A 17383-nucleotide genomic window follows, 5' to 3' on the forward strand; every position below is an offset into this window, starting at 1 on the left:
GCCTGATTGGGGGATTCATGACCACCACCACATCATCCAATGCCGGGCATCCGGAAGGAGCTGGCCCAGGCGGCAACCGGCGGCGCTGGCTGCGCGGAGCCAGGTTCCGCCGCCTGCGTCAACGACTGGTGCTGGCTGCGGCGTTCGGTTGGGCACTGTTTCTGCTGGCTCACCTTGTTCTCACCGGACGCTGGTGGCTGTGGATGTTCATCGAGCCCATGCCGCCGTTCCTGTTGGTGGCCGTTCCGGCCGCACTGCTTCTCCTCGTCCCCTTCGCCCGCGCTGTCGCCAAACCGGTTGCCCTGCTGCTCGTGGCCACGTTGGCGATCGGCGTCCCGCTGGCCGGCTTCCCGGCAACAGCGGCCACCCAGCCGGCGCAGGCCGCGACCGGAGGGCAATCCGTCAAGGTCTTTGCGTGGAACACGGGGTACTGGCACTCCGGAACGGGGTACCTGGATTACGGGGGCGACATCGACAGCCCCCAGGCATTCTACGCGTACCTGCATCAGCAGAACGCCGACGTCTACCTGCTCAGCGAGCATCTGTTCTGGCGCGGGGGGCCGATCGCTCTCGACGACCACAACGAGATTCAGAGTCAATTCCCGGATTATGAGGTGAATGTGGAGGGGGAACTCGTCACCCTCTCCCGTGTACCCGTCGCGGCCACCCATCCCCGAGCCGTGGGAGAAAATTCGGACGACTGGTACTGGCGTGGCAACAAGGCCCAGCGGACCGACCTGCGGGTGGGCGGCTGCATCCTCTCGGTGTACAACGTCCACATTCCGCAACCCATCGACCCTCGGCTCAATCCGCTGACTGCGAAGTACTACTCGTTCGCCCACCGTCAGTACAACCGGCAGCAGCGGGAGCTGGAGGCGCTACGGGACGACATAGACGGCAACGCCAACCCACTGCTGGTGGCCGGCGACTTCAACTCGCCGTGGATGGGCAGCCTCGTGCAGGTCGGCGACGATCTGCGACGGTGGAATCCAGGCAACGTCCGAGGACTTCCGGTCACCTTCCCGGCCGCGGACACCGGATGGTCCCTGCCCAAGCTCTGGCGCCTGGACTGGACCTTCACCCGCGGCCCGGTCCAGCTCTCCGACTACCGGCTGCGCCAGAGCCCGCGTCTGTCCGACCATCTGGCTCAGGACATGACCGCGTCGGTACGGTGCCAACCGGCAGCACGAGAGCGGGCCGCCTCATGACTGGTTCAGCTCGCACCTGGATCCGAAGAGGGCTCGTGGCCACCTTCCTGATCGCTGCCGGCGTGGGCGTGGTGCGCGCGGTGACCGGTGAGGACATGCAGGCCCTGCACTTGCTCGGCCGATCAGAGGTGCGGTGGTACCTCTTGACGGCGGTGGCCGCGAGTAGTTGCTGGTTGCTGCTCGGGATCCAGGCATGGCGCTACGTCCTGGCGGCCCTGGGCTCCCAGCTCAACCTGTTCGACGGCGCTCGCGTGTGCTTTGCCGCGATTGTCGGTACCTACCTGCCGGGGCCCTGGTTCCAGGCTCTGGCCGCCGTACACGTCGGACGACGCATCGGGGTTGAGCCACGCCGGATGGTGGTGGCATACCTACTCGTGGCGGTGGTGAACCTCCTGTCCGCCGCGTCCGTGGGTCTGCTCGCCGCCCCGCTGGTCCTGCAGGGCCACTGGGCCTGGCTGGTGGTTCCGGTGGTGCTCAGCTGCACGGTGGTGTGGCACCCTCGGGGTGTCATCCAGGCGACCGCCTGGGCCGCGCGCCTGCTACGGCGTGAACCCGTCACCCAACTGGTGGAACCTCGGGCACTCCGGCTCGCCATGCTGTGTCAGATCTGCGCGTGGATGGTGGGCGGGGTGCACCTGTGGCTGCTCGCCGTAGCGCTCGGTGGCCCGCCGCTGAAGACGCTGTCCGTAGCGGTCGGCGCCTACGCCTTCGCGTCTGCGGCGGCTGCCCTGATCCTGGTGCTGCCCGACGGGGCCGGGGCGAAGGACCTGCTGATCGTGGGCGCCTTGACGGTCGCCCTGCCAGTTCCCGCGGCGGTGGTAGCTGCCGTGGCCAGCCGCGCCTGTGTGATCGTGGCCGAGCTGCTCGTGGGCGCGGGGCTACTGCTGGCATGGCGGATCAGGCGGGGCCGCCAGGTCGGTCGGCCGGCTGTACCCAGCACGGTTCACACTTGACCGGACCTGCCGGATCTCATCGATGAGCCGGAAGGCAATGGCACGCCAGGCCGCCGCGCTCTTCTCGCTGAAATTCTTCACTGCCCGATCAGCCCAGTAGGTTGCTCCGTCGTAGTCACCCAGCATGCTGTCCATTTCGGCGTAGGCGACATAAAATCGTCCGACCAGAGTCAGGTCGGTGCCCGCCTCAGCGAGAGCGTAGCCATGACGCAGTGTCCTCGAGGCGTCCTCGAAATGACGCAGGCGTACCTGCGCCAGCCCCAAGCCACATAGCACATACGATTCCTCTGCCTGATCCCGCACCTCGCGCACCATGTCCAGCGCCTGCCGGAATTCCTTCTCGGCCGCTGCCGCCTGGCCGCGAGACAGACAAATGTCACCGTAAGAATGATGCACCTGCGCCTGCACGCGCCGGTTACCTATACCCACGGCTATCGCCATGGCCTTGTCCAGCATCTCTTCGGCGGCATCCAAATCGTCGGAGTCCATTCGAAGTTGCGCCACGTTGCTGAGGATATGCGCCTCGCCGACCGGGTCCTGCACCTTGCGCATCAACTCGAGCGCCCGCTGGTAGCGCTGCTCGGCGAGCTTCGATCGGCCACCGACTCGGTCCAGGAAAGCCATGTTTCGCAGACACAGCGCCAGCCCGTGCACCTCACCCACCTTCTCGAAGACCCGCCTGGCCAGGGAGAAACGTGCAGCTGCCTCGTCGTAGCGTTGCTCGAACATGCTCAGGGTTCCCTGCGAGTAGAGCATCACCGCCTCACCGCGCTGATTATTTGTCTGGCGACAGGCGGCCAGTGCGACAGCATGCGTGTCACGCCAATCGTCGAAGTAGCCGCGCGCCTCGAACAGCGCCACAAGCGTGATAGCCAAGTCCCAGCAACTTTCGGACAAGCCAAGCTCGGCCGTCTGACGAACACTGTCGACGAGGGCCGTCCGCTCGCTCTCCATCCACTCCAACGGATCCCTGAGTAGCCGGTTGACCACCTCGGGCGGCAGAGACCACCGGGCCGCGGCGCCGTGGAGAACGATGTAGTCGCCGCCGTGCAGGCGTCGATGCGCCTCGTCGGCCAAGAACTGCCAGGCACCAGTGGCGCGCTCGATGGCCAGGGCACGCGACCGATCGCTCTCCTGGTCGGCAAGTAGCTCGCGGGCGTAGACCTGAATCAGCTTGTGGAGGTGGTATCTGGCCATGACGCCGTGGTCCTGCCGGGCCTCTATCAAGCGAGCATCCACGAGGTGCTCCAGATCCTCGCCGGCCGAGTCCGTCCCCAGCACCGGTCCTGCGATCCAGCCGGGAAGGTCCGGGACGTCGAACAGCGACAGAAGGCGGAAGAGCTTCTGCGCCGAGGGTGGGACGCTGGCGTAGGCGGCCGCCATGCCTTCCCGCACCCCGACGCCGCCATGGACAAGCTCGTCCAGCCGGTGCCGTTCGTCGGCCATCCGCTCGTTGAGCTGTGCTATCGCCCAGTGTGGCCGAGCGGCGAGTCGCGCGCCGGCGATTCGCAGTGCCAACGGCAGACCGCCACACATGTCGATCAACTCCAGGACCGCGGCAGGTTCGGCGGAGGCCCGCGCCCCGCCGACGAGCACGGTGAGCAGTTCGGTGGCGTGCTGGAAACTCAGGTCGTTGATCTCAAGCAACTGGGCCCCGGGGATCCGGACCATCCGCTGTCGACTCGTGATGATGACCGCACAGGTCGACGATCCGGGTAGCAGGGGGGTGATCTGAGCCTCGTCGCGCACCTCGTCGAGCACGATGAGGAGCCTGCGCCCGTTCACCGCGCTGCGGTACAGCGACGCGACTTCTTCGGTGTCGTCGACGCCCCAGCAGCCCGACACACCCAACATCCGCAACATGCGGTTGAGCGTTTCCCGCACGCCGGCCTGCTGGCCCTCCGCCTTGTCGAGCCGCAGGTAGATCTGGCCATCTGGAAACTCCGTCGCCAGCCGGTGTGCGACGCGGACGGCAAGGGCGGTCTTGCCCACCCCCGCACGCCCCGTGATGACGCTAACGGTGAGCGAACGTGCCTGCCCGGAATCGCCCCCGAGGTGCCGCATCATCTCGACCACGGTGTCGTCGTGCCCGGTGAAGGCGGGATCATCCGCAGGTAGCATGCGCGGTACCCGAACACTTTCCACGACTGCCGGCCGTTCGGGGGGACAGGCAAGAGCCCACGCCTTTGTCTGTTCCGAGGCCCCCGGCACGTCGAGCTCCGGGTCGGCGAGCAGGATCGCCTGTTCCAGGCGGCGCAGATCCTCACCCGGCTCGATCCCCAGCTCAGTGACGAAGGTATGCCGCGCCTCCCGGTACGCCTCAAGCGCTTCTGCCTGTCGTCCACAGCGGTACAGCGCCAGAACCAAGTTGCTACGAGCCTGCTCGTGCAGCGGGTGCCTCTGCACAAGGTGCATAAATTCGTCAATCAGATCGTGGTGGCGCCCCAGTTTGAGCTCCAGCGTATGGCATTCCTCCAGAGCATTGAGTTGACGCTCCGACAGGCGGACCGCCGCAGCCTTGATGGCCAAGCTGTCGATGCCGCTGAACGGCTCGCCGCGCCACATGCCCAAACCCGCGCGAAGTTTTTCCACCGCGATGTCCAGCCGGTTGTCGGCGGCGGCGGCCCGCCCGTCCGCTATCGCCCGGTTGAAATGGAATACATCAAGCGTTTCCTCGGCCGCCTGCAGGAGATAGCCGGGCCGATGGCTCGCGATCTGCGCCTCCAGGCCGGCGTCGCTGAAGGCGCGTCGGATGCGCGAGATGCAGATTTGGATCTGTGTGCGCGCGGTGGACGGCGGCACCGCGTCCCAGACCGCCCGGACCAGGTCGTCGATCGGTACGACATGGTTGACGTCCAGCAACAACTTGGCGAGAACGATCTGCTGGCGCGGCGCAGTAAGGCTCACGGCTGATTGGGGAGTGGAAATCTCCAACGGGCCTAAAAAGCGAAAGACCGGTGTCAATGCCCCACCCCCGTAGGTGATGTCAACCGTGGACGATCGCCACACACCCTACATAAGTTGACCGATTGTTGCTACGACGTCACTCTGGGTTGCCTTGGGCGGTGTGACATGGCGGCCATCGGTGGGCTGGACGATAGGTAGGCGAAGGGGGCGAACAATCCGCCAAAGACCACATTGACCCACGTCACTTCACCTGACCGCGTTGGTGCTGGGGCCGGCGGACCGGGGCGGGGCGGGGAAGTTCTTCCCCGGGCAAGGCGACTCTCCGCAGCGACAAGGCCGATGTAGGTCGGATGAATTGCTGCTGGTTCCGGGCGGCTCGGGCAGCGTCCGTTGCGTGACCGCATTGCCGACGTACTACGTACGGCGATCCGCGAGGGACGCCTGCCGCAGAGACAGGACCGTGTCCGGTTGGTTAGATCGACGGGCCGAAGATTTTGCGCCGTAGGACGGGGAATCGCGCCAGCACGGAGAAGCGCACGGAACGGTCCGATTCGCAGGTGTGGCGAGGGCGGCGTTGGTGGCGTTTCGGGTGGAAAGGGCTAGGGCGCGTCTCGGGGATCAGACGAGGGGGGAGAGCTGCGGCGAACGCTCGGCCGCGGGGGCCTCCGTCGCCGCCAACTCCCGGCGGGCGGCGGCCAGGAACGCCTCCGCGTACGACTCGGCGGGGAAGTCACCCAGGTAGCGTCGGCGGGTGGCCCAGCGTTCGGCGGCCAGCGGGTCGGTGTCCAGCAGTGCGGTCAGCACACCGTCCAGGTTGGACAGATCCCGACGCAGCACGTAACCCGACGCGGCGAGCGGGAACCGCTCGGTGAACCGGTCGCCCTCGTCGCCCATGTCGATGACCGCGTACGGCTTGCTGGAGTAGAGGTAGTCCGAGATCACCCCGGACACGTCGGAGACCAGCGCGTCCGAGGAGTTCACGCACTCGGTCAGGCTCAGCTCGCGGGCCGCCGCACCGACCACGTGCGGGCGACCGCTGCTGGCCCGATCGGCGACGAGCAGCTCGGTCAGCCGACCCAACTGGCGGGCCGAGGCCGGGTTCTGTGCCGTGTACGGGTGGGCCCGCAGGATCACTGTCGCGCCGCGCTCCACCAGTCGGCGCAGCAGCCCCTCGGCCACCGGCAGCGAGCAGTAGTCGGCGTCGGCGTGGTGCCCGGTCCACGTCGGCGTGTACAGCACCGTCGGATGCGCCAACCCCCGCGCCGGCTCCGGGCGCACCTGGATCGACTCGACCTGCGGGCGGCCCACCACCACGAACTTGTCCGCCGGGATCCGCACGCCGGCACGGGCGTACCTGTCGATCGCCGCCGGGCCGGCCACGAAGATCCGGTCGAAGATCCCGGACACCGGGTTGGCGCTCGGCGCCTTGTCGCTGTCGCCGTGGTGCAGTTGCACGTGGGTGAGCTGGGTGAAGCGGATGCAGTGGCTGTTCTTCGCGCCGTGGTTGACGTAGAACGCCGCCCGCAGGCTCGGCACCAGCGCCTCGTCCATCGCCCGCAGGGTGGGGCAGTAGACCACCGGCGCGTCGGTGGCCGCGGCGATGGGGGCCAGGAACTCCGGCTCGCGCAGCACGACCAGGAACGGCCGGCCGATCCGCTGCAGGTACGGCAGCCACATGGTGACCTGGTATTCCGAGCCGGGCGGCGCGGAGAAGTAGAGCAGGAACTCCGGCTGGTGCCGCCGCAGCGCCCGAGCCACCGGGCCGCCACCGGCTCCCGGCCGCAAGCGCCGCCGAGCCAGGTCCAGGGCGACCACACCGGTGCCGACGCCGACCAGCAGGCTCGCGGCCAACGCCACGCCGGGCGGCAGGGTGAGCGCGGCGGCCAGCGCCAGGACGGCGAGCAGTCCGAGCAGGATGGTGCCGAGCCGGTCGGCGACCAGCGGCGTCCAGGCGCGAACCGGCAGGTTGGCCGTGCGGATCTCCAGGTTGCCGGCGGTACGCAGGGGCCCCACCAGCAGCACCAGCCCCAGCAGGACCAGGGCGGTGGCGACAAGCGTGAGGCTGAGCCCGTCGTCCAGCCGTCGGGAGTAGCCGACCAGGATCGCGGCGGCGACGAGCGTCGTCTCCGCGACGAGGTCGGCGGTGGGTCGGATCCGCTGCTCGGCGGCCGAGGCGGCCAGCGCGGCGACGGCCAACGCCAGCCCCCAGCCGGTGGCGCCGGTGAGCGCCAGCACGACAAAGGCCAGCACCGCCAACCCGGTGCTCAGGCACCGGGCGGCCAGCTTTCGGACCAGGTCGCCGCGCATGTCGCTCCGTTCGTGGTTCCGCCGCCGGTCGGTGTCAGCTCGTCGACGCCGCGCCGGCCGGCGCCTCGACCTGACTCCCGGTCTGGGCCGGCACGCTCGGCGCGGACCCGTCGCCGGGTGCCCGGCGTACGTCGATGACCTGGCCGGTCAGGTCGGAGATCAGCACGTCCAGGGACGACTGGGCGACGGCCTCCGCGGCGAGCAGGGTGTGCTCCGGCTCCTCGCCGAAGGCCCGCGTACGCATCGGCGTCGCGGTCCGCTCCGGGTTGATGCAGTTGACGCGGACGCCGACGTCGGCCCACTCGTCGGCGAGCGCCTGGGTCAGGTTGACAAGCGCGGCCTTGGTGGCCGAGTACAGCGCGTAGCGGGCCCGCCCCCGGGTGTAGGAGCTGGACGTGTAGAGCAGGAGCTGGCCCTTGGTCTGCTGGAGGTAGGGCAGGGCCTGCCGGGCGATGGTCACCGGGCCGACGAAGTTGACCTGGAGCACCCGGTCCATCGTCTCCTCGTCCATCTCGGCGAGGGCGCCCTTCTCCAGGACCCCGGCGGTGACCACCACGTGGTCGATCCGGCCGGTGGCCTCGAAGGCGGTGGTCAGCGCGGCCTCGACGTCCGCGGCCCGCTCCACGTGGGTGCCGGTGCTGGAGCGGCTGAACGGGAAGACCTGGGCGCCGTAGCGGCGGGCCAGCTCGGCCAGCTCGTGGCCGATGCCGTAGCTGCCGCCGAACACCACGATGGTGCGGCCGGTCAGCTCCTCCGAGTAGCTACGGTGGTCGGTCAGCCGGGGTGCCTGCGCCGCGGCGAGTTGGAAGAGCTTGTCCGCCAGGTGCACGTCGACCGGGTGGGTGACCTTGATGTTCTCGTCGGAGCCGTCGATCACCTTGATCGGGGTGCCGGGCAGGTACCGCAGGACCACGCCGCAGTCGTCGGTGGCGGCGAAGTCCGGGTCGTCCTCGGCGATCCGGTACGCCTCGCGGATGGTCGGGGAGCGGAACGCCTGCGGCGTCTGCCCGCGGCGCAGCCGGGAGCGCACCGGGATGTCGGTGATGCAGTCGTCGTCGTCCACCTGGATGATCGTGTCGGCGGACGGGATGGCCACGTCCACGGCGTCGTAGGTCCACAGCGCGTTGACGCACTCGCGCACGATCCGGCCACTGAGCAGCGGGCGTACCGCGTCGTGGAAGAGGATGTTGCAGTCCGCCGGGCCGACCGCGTCCAGTGCGATCCGGGTGGTGGCGTTGCGGGTGTCACCACCCTCGATCACCTTGGTGACCTTGCGCAGGCCGGCCTTCTCGACGATCTGCCGGGCGTCGTCGACGTGACCGGTCGCCATCAACACGATGATCTCGTCGATCTCCGGTGCCGCCTCGAAGACCGCCAGGGTGTGCTCGATGATCGGCTTGCCGGCGATCTTCAGCAGTTGCTTCGGGATGCCGAGGCCCAGCCGCGTCCCGGTGCCTCCGGCCAGAACCACGGCCACCGTCCGCGAGGGTCGCCACGGCGTCGGGGTCTCCGCCACGGCGTCCGGGCCAGTGGTCTGGTCCTGCGTCATTGCCGGATCCTCACTCTCTTCGGATGCGTTAACGGAAGGTTCCGCCCGAGCGGCGACGGGATGAACCTTAACGCGCGGACCGCGCCGCCCCAACGCGGGCGACGCGGTCCGTGGTGCCGTGTCGATGCCGGCGGTCCGCCGGCGACCTACTTGCTGTTCGCGTACGCCTCGTAGGCCCGGATGACCTCGTCGGTGGGCCCGTCCATCCGCAGGACGCCCGATTCGAGCCAGATCGTCCGCTCGCAGGTGTCCCGTACCGAGGAGAGCTGGTGGCTGACGAGGAACACCGTGCCGGCGCCCTCGCGCAGCTCGCGGACCCGCTGCTCGCTGCGCTTGCGGAAGCCCTTGTCGCCGGTGGCGAGCGCCTCGTCGATGAGCAGCACGTCGTGCTTCTTCGCGGCGGCGATGGAGAACCGCAGCCGGGCCGCCATGCCCGACGAGTACGTCCGCATCGGCAGGCTGGCGAAGTCACCCCGCTCGTTGATCCCGGAGAACTCGATGATGCCCGCGGCCTGCTTGGCCACCTCGTCCGGGTGCATGCCCATGGCCAGGCAACCGAGGGTGACGTTGCGTTCCCCGGAGAGGTCGTTGAGCAGGGCGGCGTTCACGCCCAGCAGCGACGGTTGCCCCTGGGTGTGGATCGCGCCCCGGTTGACCGGCAGCAGGCCGGCGATGGCCCGCAGGATCGTGGACTTGCCGGAGCCGTTGCTGCCGATCAACCCGATCGCCTCGCCCCGGTACGCGGTGAACGAGACACCCTTGACCGCGTGCACCTCCCGGATGTTCGGGGCGTGGGTGCGCTTGACCAGCCGGCGCAGCGCGGCCACCGGTGTGGTGCCGCCGGCGGCACCCTTGTGCACCCGGTAGATGATGTGCGCGTCGTCCACGACCACTGTCGGGATGCGCTCCTGCGTCGACGTCATCGTCGCGCTCGCCCCGATGGGGGCGTCGAACCGCTCAACCACGGCCGTACTCCTGTTCGCCGCGCCAGAAGTAGATGAACCCGCCCAGGCCGGCGAGCAGTGCCCACCCGCCGCCGACCAGCCAGAGCTGGGCCAGCGACTCGTTGAGCAGTGGTGCTTCCTCCAGCAGCGTGTACCGGGCAAGCTCGATGTAGACGAGCAGCGGGTTGTACTGCACGAGCGTCGTCGCCCAGCTCGGCAGCCGCTCGAAGAGGCTGACACTGTAGAGGACGCCGGAGCCGTACATCCAGGTGCGCATGACGAACGGCATGACCTGCTTCAGGTCGCTCGACTTGCTGCCCAGCCGGGCCACCACGAGCACGACGCCGGCGTTGAACACCGCCTGGAGGAACAGGGCCGGCACCAGCAGCAGCCACTCCAGCGTGATCGGTTCCCCGGTGACGAGCACGATGCCGACCAACACCACCATCGACGCCAGCAGTTGCTGGAACTGCGTCAACGTCGTGGACAGCGGCAGGCTGGCCCGGGGGAAGTGCAGTGCCCGGATCAGCCCCAGGTTGCTGCTGATCGACTGGGTGCCGGCCAGGACCGCGCTCTGGGTGAAGTTGAAGATGAACAGCCCGGTGGTGAGGTAGGCGATGTAGTTCGGCATGTCGTTCTGTGCCAGCACCACCCCGAAGATCAGGTAGTAGACCGCCGCGTTGGTCAGCGGGGTGAGCACCTGCCAGAGCTGGCCCAGCTTGGCGTTGCTGTACGAGGCGACCAGCTTGGCGTTGGCGTACGCGGCGATGAAGTGCCGGTAGGCCCACAATTGGCGGCTGTACTCGACGAGGGTCGGTCGCTCACCGGCGACCCGTAGCCCGTGCCGAGCGGCCAGCTGCGCCTGGGTCAGGCCCGTGTCGGGGTCGACCAGCGCGGTGGTGGCCATGGGAATGGCGCTCCGATCTTTCGTGCAGACGGGTGGCTCACGACGATGGAATCCTAGTGGGAGATGTGCGCGGGGCGCCGCCTCGTCGCTGCGAGGACAGTAGTCCGAAACACGTCGGGACGCAACCGTATCGTCGTTGCGCTACTCTGGGCACCGTGAGCTGCGATAAGAGTCCCTGGTGACGACCGAGAAGAGGCGTGCCCCGGCCGGCGCGGCAGTGCTCCGTGGCGAGATCACCACGGCCATCCGGCGCGCGCTGACGCAGGAGTTGGCCGCGGTCGGCTACGGCCGGCTCTCCATCGAGGCGGTGGCTCGTCGTGCCGGCGTCAGCAAGACGGCGATCTACCGACGGTGGAACTCCAAGCTCGACCTGGTGCTGGAGATCGTCGCCGCGGCGGCACACGGCAAGCTGCCGGTGCTGGACACCGGCACCCTGCGCGGTGACCTCGCGCTGCTGTTCCAGGCGGTGGCGCACGCGCTGCGCCACCCGCTGGCGTCGCAGATCATCCCGGACCTGTTGGCCGAGGCGGCCCGCAACCCCAGCATCGACGCGACCCTGCGTCAGGTGTTGCACGCCCGTCAGCAGGAGATCGGCGGTCGCCTGGTCGCCCGCGCCGTGCGGCGCGGCGAACTGCCCACCGACACCGACCCGGACGCGGCGGTCGACCTCATCGTGGGCCCGCTCTACTGGCGGCTGGCCATCGCCCGTCTCCCACTCACCGACAGCTACCTCGACAACCTGGTCGAATCCGTGGCCGCCGGGCTCGGCGCCGACAGCCCCCTACCCCGTCCCCGAACAGCCCCGATATCGGGTTGACCAGCCTCCGACACTCCGCCGCCCGCAGCGGCGGTCCCGCTGTCCGATTCCGCTACGCTGCCCCCTGACCCCCGGCCGGTCACCGGTCAGACATCCGCCTCTCGCCCCTCAACCCGCCGCCGGACGACAAGGACGCCCCGTGACGCAAGTCGAAGACGCTGTTGTGGCCTCAGCGGCAGGCAGCCAGAAGGACACCCCGAGCGCGGGTGCTCGACCCGGACGGGGCCCCGGTCTGATCGGGCGGTTCAACGCCGCGGTGGCGGCCGCACCCGTGGTGTGCACCGACGCGGCGGTGGTGAGCTTCGCCATCTGGACGCTGCTCTACCACCTCAACCTCGGCCTCGACCTGCGCCCGTCCGTCGTCTTCCTCATCTGGGTCGTCCTACAACCGGTCGCGGCGTACGCGGCCTGGCGACTGCGCCGTCACGACCCGGTGGTGCGGCAGACCGACGACGAGACCGCCCCCGCCCCGAGCGAGCGGCCCGCCGACCGCGCGTCGCTGCTGCGTCGGTACGCGCTGCCGGTCGGTGCCGCATTCGGCGCGGCGTTGTTCGCCGCCCTCGGTCGTGGCGCGGTGAGCTGGTGGTTGGCCGCCGGCCTCGGCCTCGTCTCGGTCGTCTCCGCCTGGCTGGCCCTGCCCCGCCGCGGCGGGGCGACCGACGCGGTCGCCGCGCCCGCCGGCCAGCGGACCACCCCCGTGCAGGGGTACGTGGTCCTCGTCGTGTCCCTGGCCGCCGCCTACTTCGCCACGTTGATCGACCGGGTGTCGCTCGACGACGTCTTCTACGTCGGCAAGTCGGTCTGGGTCGCCGACCGGGACAACATCCCGTTCAAGGACTTCCTGTTCACCGAGGGCGTGCTGCCGGGCGGTTCGGCGAACCCGCCGCTGCCCTCCTTCGAGGTGTTCATCGGGGCGCTCGCCCGCGCCCTGCATGTGCACACGGCGTCGGTGCTGTGGTATTTGCTGCTGCCGGTGCTGGCCGTCTTCGCGGTCTTCGCGCTGTGGCGGCTCGTGCTGCGCTGGGCCCCGCGACGCCCGCTCGTCGCGTTCGGCGTCGCGGCGGCCTACATCCTGCTCGTGGCGTACTACGCCGACGCCCTGAACACCTACCACCTGCCCCGGCTGACCCAGGGCAAGAGCGTCTTCGTCCACGCGCTGATCCCCCTCGCCTGGGTGTACCTCACCGACTACCTGGAGCACCGCTCGCGGCGGGCCCTGCTCCTGCTCACCCTGCTCTCGGTCGCTGCTGTCGGCTACACCACCACCGCGGTCTTCCTGCTGCCGCTGCTCGCCGCGGCGGCCGGCGCGGTGCTGCTCGTCACCCGGCGCACGCGGGAGGCCATCGTGTGCTTCGCGGTGCTCTCGGTCTATCCCCTGCTGTCCGGCGTGCTCGTCCAGGTGCTGCGCGGTGGGGTGGAGGAGGCCGCCGCGACGTACTCTCCGCTGTTGCCGCTGCGGACCATCTACGAGCTGACGCTGTGGCTCGGCGTCCTCGGCGTCATCGGTGGGCTCGCCGTCTGGTGGTCGCCCCTCCTGCTCCGTCGTGGTGTGCCGCAGCAACTGGCCGTCGGCGCCGCGCTGGCGGTCACGGTGCTGATGGTCCCCGGCCTGTTGAAGTTCGGCGGTGACCTCAGCGGGCTGACGGCCGTGCTCTGGCGGGTGCCGTGGATCCTGCCCGTGCCGGCGCTCGTCGGTGTCCTCGCGGTCATCCGCCTGCCCGGGCTGGCCCGGACGAGCCGGGTCCTCGCCTTCGCCCTCCCCGTCGTCCTGGTGTTCCTCTTCTTCACGCAGGGAAAGCCGATGTGGGAGGGGCAGGTGATCCAGACGAAGCCGACCTGGCGGATGCCGGAGAACCGCAAGGCCGCCTCCTTCTGGATCAAGACGCTGGACCACCCCGCCGGCCTGGTCCTCGCACCGTCGTCGGTGATGCGGTCGCTCCCGCAGGTCACCTCGGAGGTCCGCGTGGTGCTGCCCCGCGACCTGTATCTCACCGACTACGGACCCGAGACGCCGTTCGCGCAGGACAGGCTGCTGCTCGCGAGGTTCGCCGACGGCACGGAGCCCGTCGCCGTTCCCGCGGTCGCCGAGGCTATGGCCAGGGTTGGCGTGGGCATGGTGTGCCTGTGGAAGGGCAACACCGTCAGCGCGGCGGCGACCCCCGCCCTCGGGCTGGCACCCTTCGCGTCGCGGAAGGCGCCGGGCGCCATGGTCTGCTATCGCCCCGGCTCGATCACCGGCGGATCCTGAGGCGGGTCGGGCCGGTGGTCGGTTTGGTCGGGTTTCCGTACGGATACCCGCTCGATACCCTCACGCAGTCTCGCGTTAGGGTCGCAGTCACGTTCGTCAGCCGGGGGCTGCCGTGACGTGACGCGCGTCCACCAGGCGCTGCGGTCCCGGCTCCTGGTCTGCGCAGACCGAGCCCAGCCCGGTACGGAAATCGTAGGGAGCGAACTCGTTGTTCGGCACGTTCTCAGGTCGCATCGGAGTGGCCGCCAGCGCCGCCCTGCTGGTGCTGGCCTACCTGGTCATGCTCGTCGCGGGTGTCTTCGGCTGGGTGGGCCTGTTCGCCGTCGCCGGACTGGCCGCCATCATCGGCGAGTTCGCCGTCGCCCGCTGGTCACCCCCATCGCTGCTGCTGTTGGAGAAGGTGGGTCTGCACTGGTCGTACCGGCAGCTGGCCCGGGACCTCGCGGCCGTGCTGCTGGTCGCCGCCGAGGTGCGGCTCGGCGGCGGTGAGCTGACCCTGCTGCTGGCGCTGCCGGCCGCGGTGTGGGTCGTGTCGGTCTTCGCCGGGGCGCTCTCCATCATGATCGAGCGTCGTAACCCGCTCTCCGCCATGGTGCGCAACATCGAGCTGGGTGAGCTGCGCTCCGCCCCGCAACTGCCGGCCTGGGTGGCGGCGGTCACCGGTGACCGGATGCCCCTGCTCAACCTGCTGCTGGTGCCGGCCGCCGTGGCCGCCGCGGTGCGGCACGACCTGACGCCGTTCTTCGGCGCCGCCGCGGTGGCCGTCGTGGCGACCGGCCTGGTGGGTGCCATCACCGCGCTGACCTGGCTGCGCGGCCGGGGTCGGAGCACGGGGGAGGGGCCGCTGCTTCCGGCCGTGCAGCGCTGGCTGGACACCTACCGGCCCGAGGTGGCGCTTTACTTCGCCGGGCCGGCCAAGGACGTCTACCAGGCCAACATGTGGCTCGCCCCGACCGAGGCGCTCCAGCAGCGCGCGGTGGTGCTGCTGCGCAACCGGGACGCGTTCCTGGAGTTGGCCGACACCCGGCTGCCGGTGATCTGCGTGCCGGCCGGTGTCGACTTCATGAACCTCGACCTCACCGGCATCCGCGCCGCGCTCTACTCGGCGAACGTCGGCGCGAACATCCACATGCTCCGTGAGCCGAGCACGAAGCACGTCTTCGTCGGGCACGGCGACAGCGACAAGCAGGCGAGCGTCAACCCCTACAGCAAGGTGTACGACGAGGTCTGGGTCGCCGGCCTGGCCGGCCGGGAGCGCTACGCCCGCGCCGGCGTGGGGGTGCTCGACTCGGACATCGTCGAGATCGGTCGCCCGCAGCTCGCCGGCGTGCACACCTTCGGCGCCGAGTTCGTGGACCGGCCGTTCACCGTGCTCTACGCCCCCACCTGGGAGGGCTGGCTCGACGACGACCCGTACCACACCTCCCTGGTGCTGATGGGCGAGCGGATCGTCAAGGGGCTGCTCGCCGCGACGCCCCGGCTGCGTCTGATCTACAAGCCGCACCCGCTGACCGGCTCGCGGTCCAGGGCGGCCAGGGCGGTGCACGACCGGATCGTGACGGCCGTCCGCGCCGCCGGTGGCGACCCGAACGCGTCCTCCCTGGACGGCACCGCCCACCTGGTGGTCACCGGCCGTACGCCGGCGCTGTTCGACTGCTTCAACCAGACCGACCTGCTGATCAGTGACGTGTCCAGTGTGGTCTCCGACTTCGTGCAGAGTCAGCGGCCGTACGTGGTGGCGAACCCGTCCGGCCTGTCGGACGACGACTTCCGCCGGGAGTACCCGACGGCTCGGGCCGCGTACCTGCTCTCCAAGGACTGCGGCGAGTTGGAGAAGATCGTGGCGCTGACCCGGGCCGGTGACGACCCGATGACCGAGGCCCGCCGCGAGCTGAAGACCTACCTGCTCGGCCCGGCCGAGGCGAACCCGATGGACCGGTTCCAGGAGGAGATCGACCGCCTCTGCCGCTGAGCGGGGCGTACCTGCCGCGCGGAAGCGCCCGGCCCCGACACCCCTCGGGCCGGGCGCTTTCGTTTCAGCCCAGCAGCGCGGCCACCGCGTCGGCGGCCGGGGTGTCCGCCGGCAACGCCTGCGCCGCGACGACCACCGCGACCGGCAGCGGGCCGTACACGTGCGGGAAGAGCTGCCCGCCGCGCGACGGCTCCCAGCGCAGCGTGGCACCCAACCGGTCCTCCGCCACGCTCAGCAGGGTCAACCCGGTCGCCCCGGCGAAGTGCCGCCGCGCCGTCTCGACCACCTGGTCGGCGCCGGAGAGGTGGATGAAGCCGTCCTGCCGGTCAACGGCGGAGCCGGAGAAGACACCGGCGGCGAGGGCGTCGTCCCATTCCGCGCTCGACAACAGTTTGTAGATCACCGCCGCAGCCTACGGGGGTGCGGCCGGCACACTCGCCCGGTTTCCCCGGTACCGCCGCGCCCGTCACCCCGATCCGGGCATGCTCAGGTCAAGGGCCGCGGAGGGATGGGCGATGCAGAGCTACGACGACGACTGGACCGACAGCCAGCGCGCACTGTACGACGAGTGCTACCGGGCCGGTGGCGAGTGGGCCGAGGACCCGGACACCCCGTCCGATGACGTACAGCACGTGATCAACCTGGCCGAGGCGGACGACGACGCCTTCACCGACGCCGAGATCGACTTTCCGCCCCTGGTCGACGCGGTCACCCAGGCGAGCGGGGTCACCGTCACCAGCGTGCCGGCCAGCCACGAGGACCCGGGTTTCCGCGGTTTCACCGACGGCGTCCGGGACGCCACCGCCGACGACGTCTTCGGCCTGTAGGGCCGTTCCCACACGCGGCTTTCCGCCGGGTGCGCGTTTCTGCCACCATTCGCAGAACAGCGCTGCGACGGACGGGGGCACGGGTGCGGATCCTGCTGGTGGAGGACGACCGCCGGGTGGCCGCCGCGCTCTCCTCCGCCCTCACCCGCCGGGGGTACGAGGTCGAGCACGCCGCCACCGTCGCCGCCGCGCTCTCCGCCGCCCCGTGCGACCTGGTGCTGCTCGACCTGACCCTGCCCGACGGCGACGGCACCGACCTGTGCCGGGAGCTGCGCCGGCGCAGCAGCCAGCTCGGCATCATCGCGGTGACCGCGCGGGGTGAGGAACGCGATCGGGTGCTGGGCCTGCGTCTCGGCGCGGACGACTACGTCGTCAAGCCGTTCTCGATGGTGGAGTTGCAGGCCCGGATCGAGGCGGTGCTGCGCCGGGCCGCGAACGCCGCACCGCAGCGGCACCTCATCCAGGCCGGTTCGGTGCACATCGACGTGGCCGCGCGGACGGTGACCGTGGACGGCCGGGCCGTCACGTTGACCCGCAAGGAGTTCGACGTGTTGCTCTCGCTGGCCCGCCAGCCGGGGGTGGCGGTGCCCCGCGACCGCATCCTGCTGGACGCCTGGGGCACCACCTGGGCCGACCGGCACACCGTCGAGGTGCACGTCGGGTCCCTGCGCGGCAAGCTCGGCGACGCCCGGCTGGTGGAGACCGTCCGTGGCGTCGGCTACCGGCTGCGCGATGCGTGAGGGG

General features: G+C 69.8%; 13 protein-coding genes. 7 read left to right on the plus strand and 6 right to left on the minus strand.

Going from position 1 to position 17383, the window contains the following annotated elements:
• Positions 1-17: 17 nt before the first annotated feature.
• Both ACGFIW_RS05285 and ACGFIW_RS05290 read left to right on the plus strand, forming a co-directional pair.
• Positions 18-1208, plus strand: coding sequence for an endonuclease/exonuclease/phosphatase family protein (locus tag ACGFIW_RS05285; RefSeq protein ID WP_393311033.1), 1191 nt, complete (start codon positions 18-20; stop codon positions 1206-1208).
• A 35-nt stretch (positions 1209-1243) separates the two neighbouring features.
• Positions 1244-2161, plus strand: coding sequence for a lysylphosphatidylglycerol synthase domain-containing protein (locus ACGFIW_RS05290; protein ID WP_393311034.1), 918 nt, complete (start codon positions 1244-1246; stop codon positions 2159-2161).
• On the opposite strand, the gene ACGFIW_RS05295 is transcribed toward ACGFIW_RS05290, so the two are convergent.
• From ACGFIW_RS05295 to ACGFIW_RS05315, 5 genes are all read right to left on the minus strand, one after another.
• Positions 2087-5068 carry a BTAD domain-containing putative transcriptional regulator gene (locus ACGFIW_RS05295; RefSeq protein ID WP_393311035.1) on the minus strand — a complete coding sequence of 994 codons (2982 nt, stop codon included), beginning with the start codon at positions 5066-5068 and terminating at the stop codon, positions 2087-2089. The genes ACGFIW_RS05290 and ACGFIW_RS05295 overlap by 75 nt on opposite strands.
• A 618-nt stretch (positions 5069-5686) precedes the next feature.
• On the minus strand, positions 5687-7375 hold the full coding sequence (locus ACGFIW_RS05300; protein WP_393311036.1) for a CDP-glycerol glycerophosphotransferase family protein: 1689 nt from the start codon (positions 7373-7375) through the stop codon (positions 5687-5689).
• 34 nt (positions 7376-7409) lie between these two features.
• Positions 7410-8924 (minus strand): D-ribitol-5-phosphate cytidylyltransferase, encoded by a 1515-nt coding sequence (locus ACGFIW_RS05305; RefSeq protein WP_393311037.1) that lies wholly within the window; start codon positions 8922-8924, stop codon positions 7410-7412.
• Positions 8925-9070: 146 nt separating this feature from the next.
• Positions 9071-9847: an ABC transporter ATP-binding protein gene (locus tag ACGFIW_RS05310; protein ID WP_393311262.1), complete on the minus strand. Its 777-nt coding sequence runs from the start codon at positions 9845-9847 to the stop codon at positions 9071-9073.
• Positions 9848-9881: 34 nt separating this feature from the next.
• Positions 9882-10775, minus strand: a complete 894-nt coding sequence (locus tag ACGFIW_RS05315) for an ABC transporter permease (RefSeq protein WP_393311038.1) — start codon at positions 10773-10775, stop codon at positions 9882-9884.
• Between the two features lie 178 nt (positions 10776-10953).
• On the opposite strand from ACGFIW_RS05315, the gene ACGFIW_RS05320 reads away from it, so the two are divergent.
• The 3 genes from ACGFIW_RS05320 (at position 10954) to ACGFIW_RS05330 (ending at position 15812) form a co-directional block, all read left to right on the plus strand.
• On the plus strand, positions 10954-11592 hold the full coding sequence (locus tag ACGFIW_RS05320) for a TetR/AcrR family transcriptional regulator (protein ID WP_393311039.1): 639 nt from the start codon (positions 10954-10956) through the stop codon (positions 11590-11592).
• A gap of 139 nt (positions 11593-11731) precedes the next feature.
• Complete coding sequence (locus ACGFIW_RS05325; protein ID WP_393311040.1) at positions 11732-13840, plus strand: DUF6077 domain-containing protein; 2109 nt, start codon at positions 11732-11734, stop codon at positions 13838-13840.
• 208 nt (positions 13841-14048) lie between these two features.
• Entirely contained in the window at positions 14049-15812 is a 1764-nt protein-coding gene (locus ACGFIW_RS05330; protein WP_393311041.1) for a CDP-glycerol glycerophosphotransferase family protein, read from the plus strand.
• Between the two features lie 64 nt (positions 15813-15876).
• Here the strand turns inward: ACGFIW_RS05330 and ACGFIW_RS05335 are convergent, their stop codons facing one another.
• On the minus strand, positions 15877-16215 hold the full coding sequence (locus ACGFIW_RS05335; RefSeq protein WP_393311042.1) for a DUF952 domain-containing protein: 339 nt from the start codon (positions 16213-16215) through the stop codon (positions 15877-15879).
• A 112-nt stretch (positions 16216-16327) separates the two neighbouring features.
• Between ACGFIW_RS05335 and ACGFIW_RS05340 the strand changes: the two genes are divergently transcribed.
• Positions 16328-16639: a hypothetical protein gene (locus ACGFIW_RS05340; protein WP_393311043.1), complete on the plus strand. Its 312-nt coding sequence runs from the start codon at positions 16328-16330 to the stop codon at positions 16637-16639.
• Positions 16640-16722: 83 nt separating this feature from the next.
• Positions 16723-17379 carry a response regulator transcription factor gene (locus ACGFIW_RS05345; RefSeq protein ID WP_357065524.1) on the plus strand — a complete coding sequence of 219 codons (657 nt, stop codon included), beginning with the start codon at positions 16723-16725 and terminating at the stop codon, positions 17377-17379.
• Positions 17380-17383 lie beyond the last annotated feature (4 nt).

This window comes from Micromonospora sp. NPDC048935, assembly GCF_043197875.1.
GTDB lineage: Bacteria > Actinomycetota > Actinomycetes > Mycobacteriales > Micromonosporaceae > Micromonospora.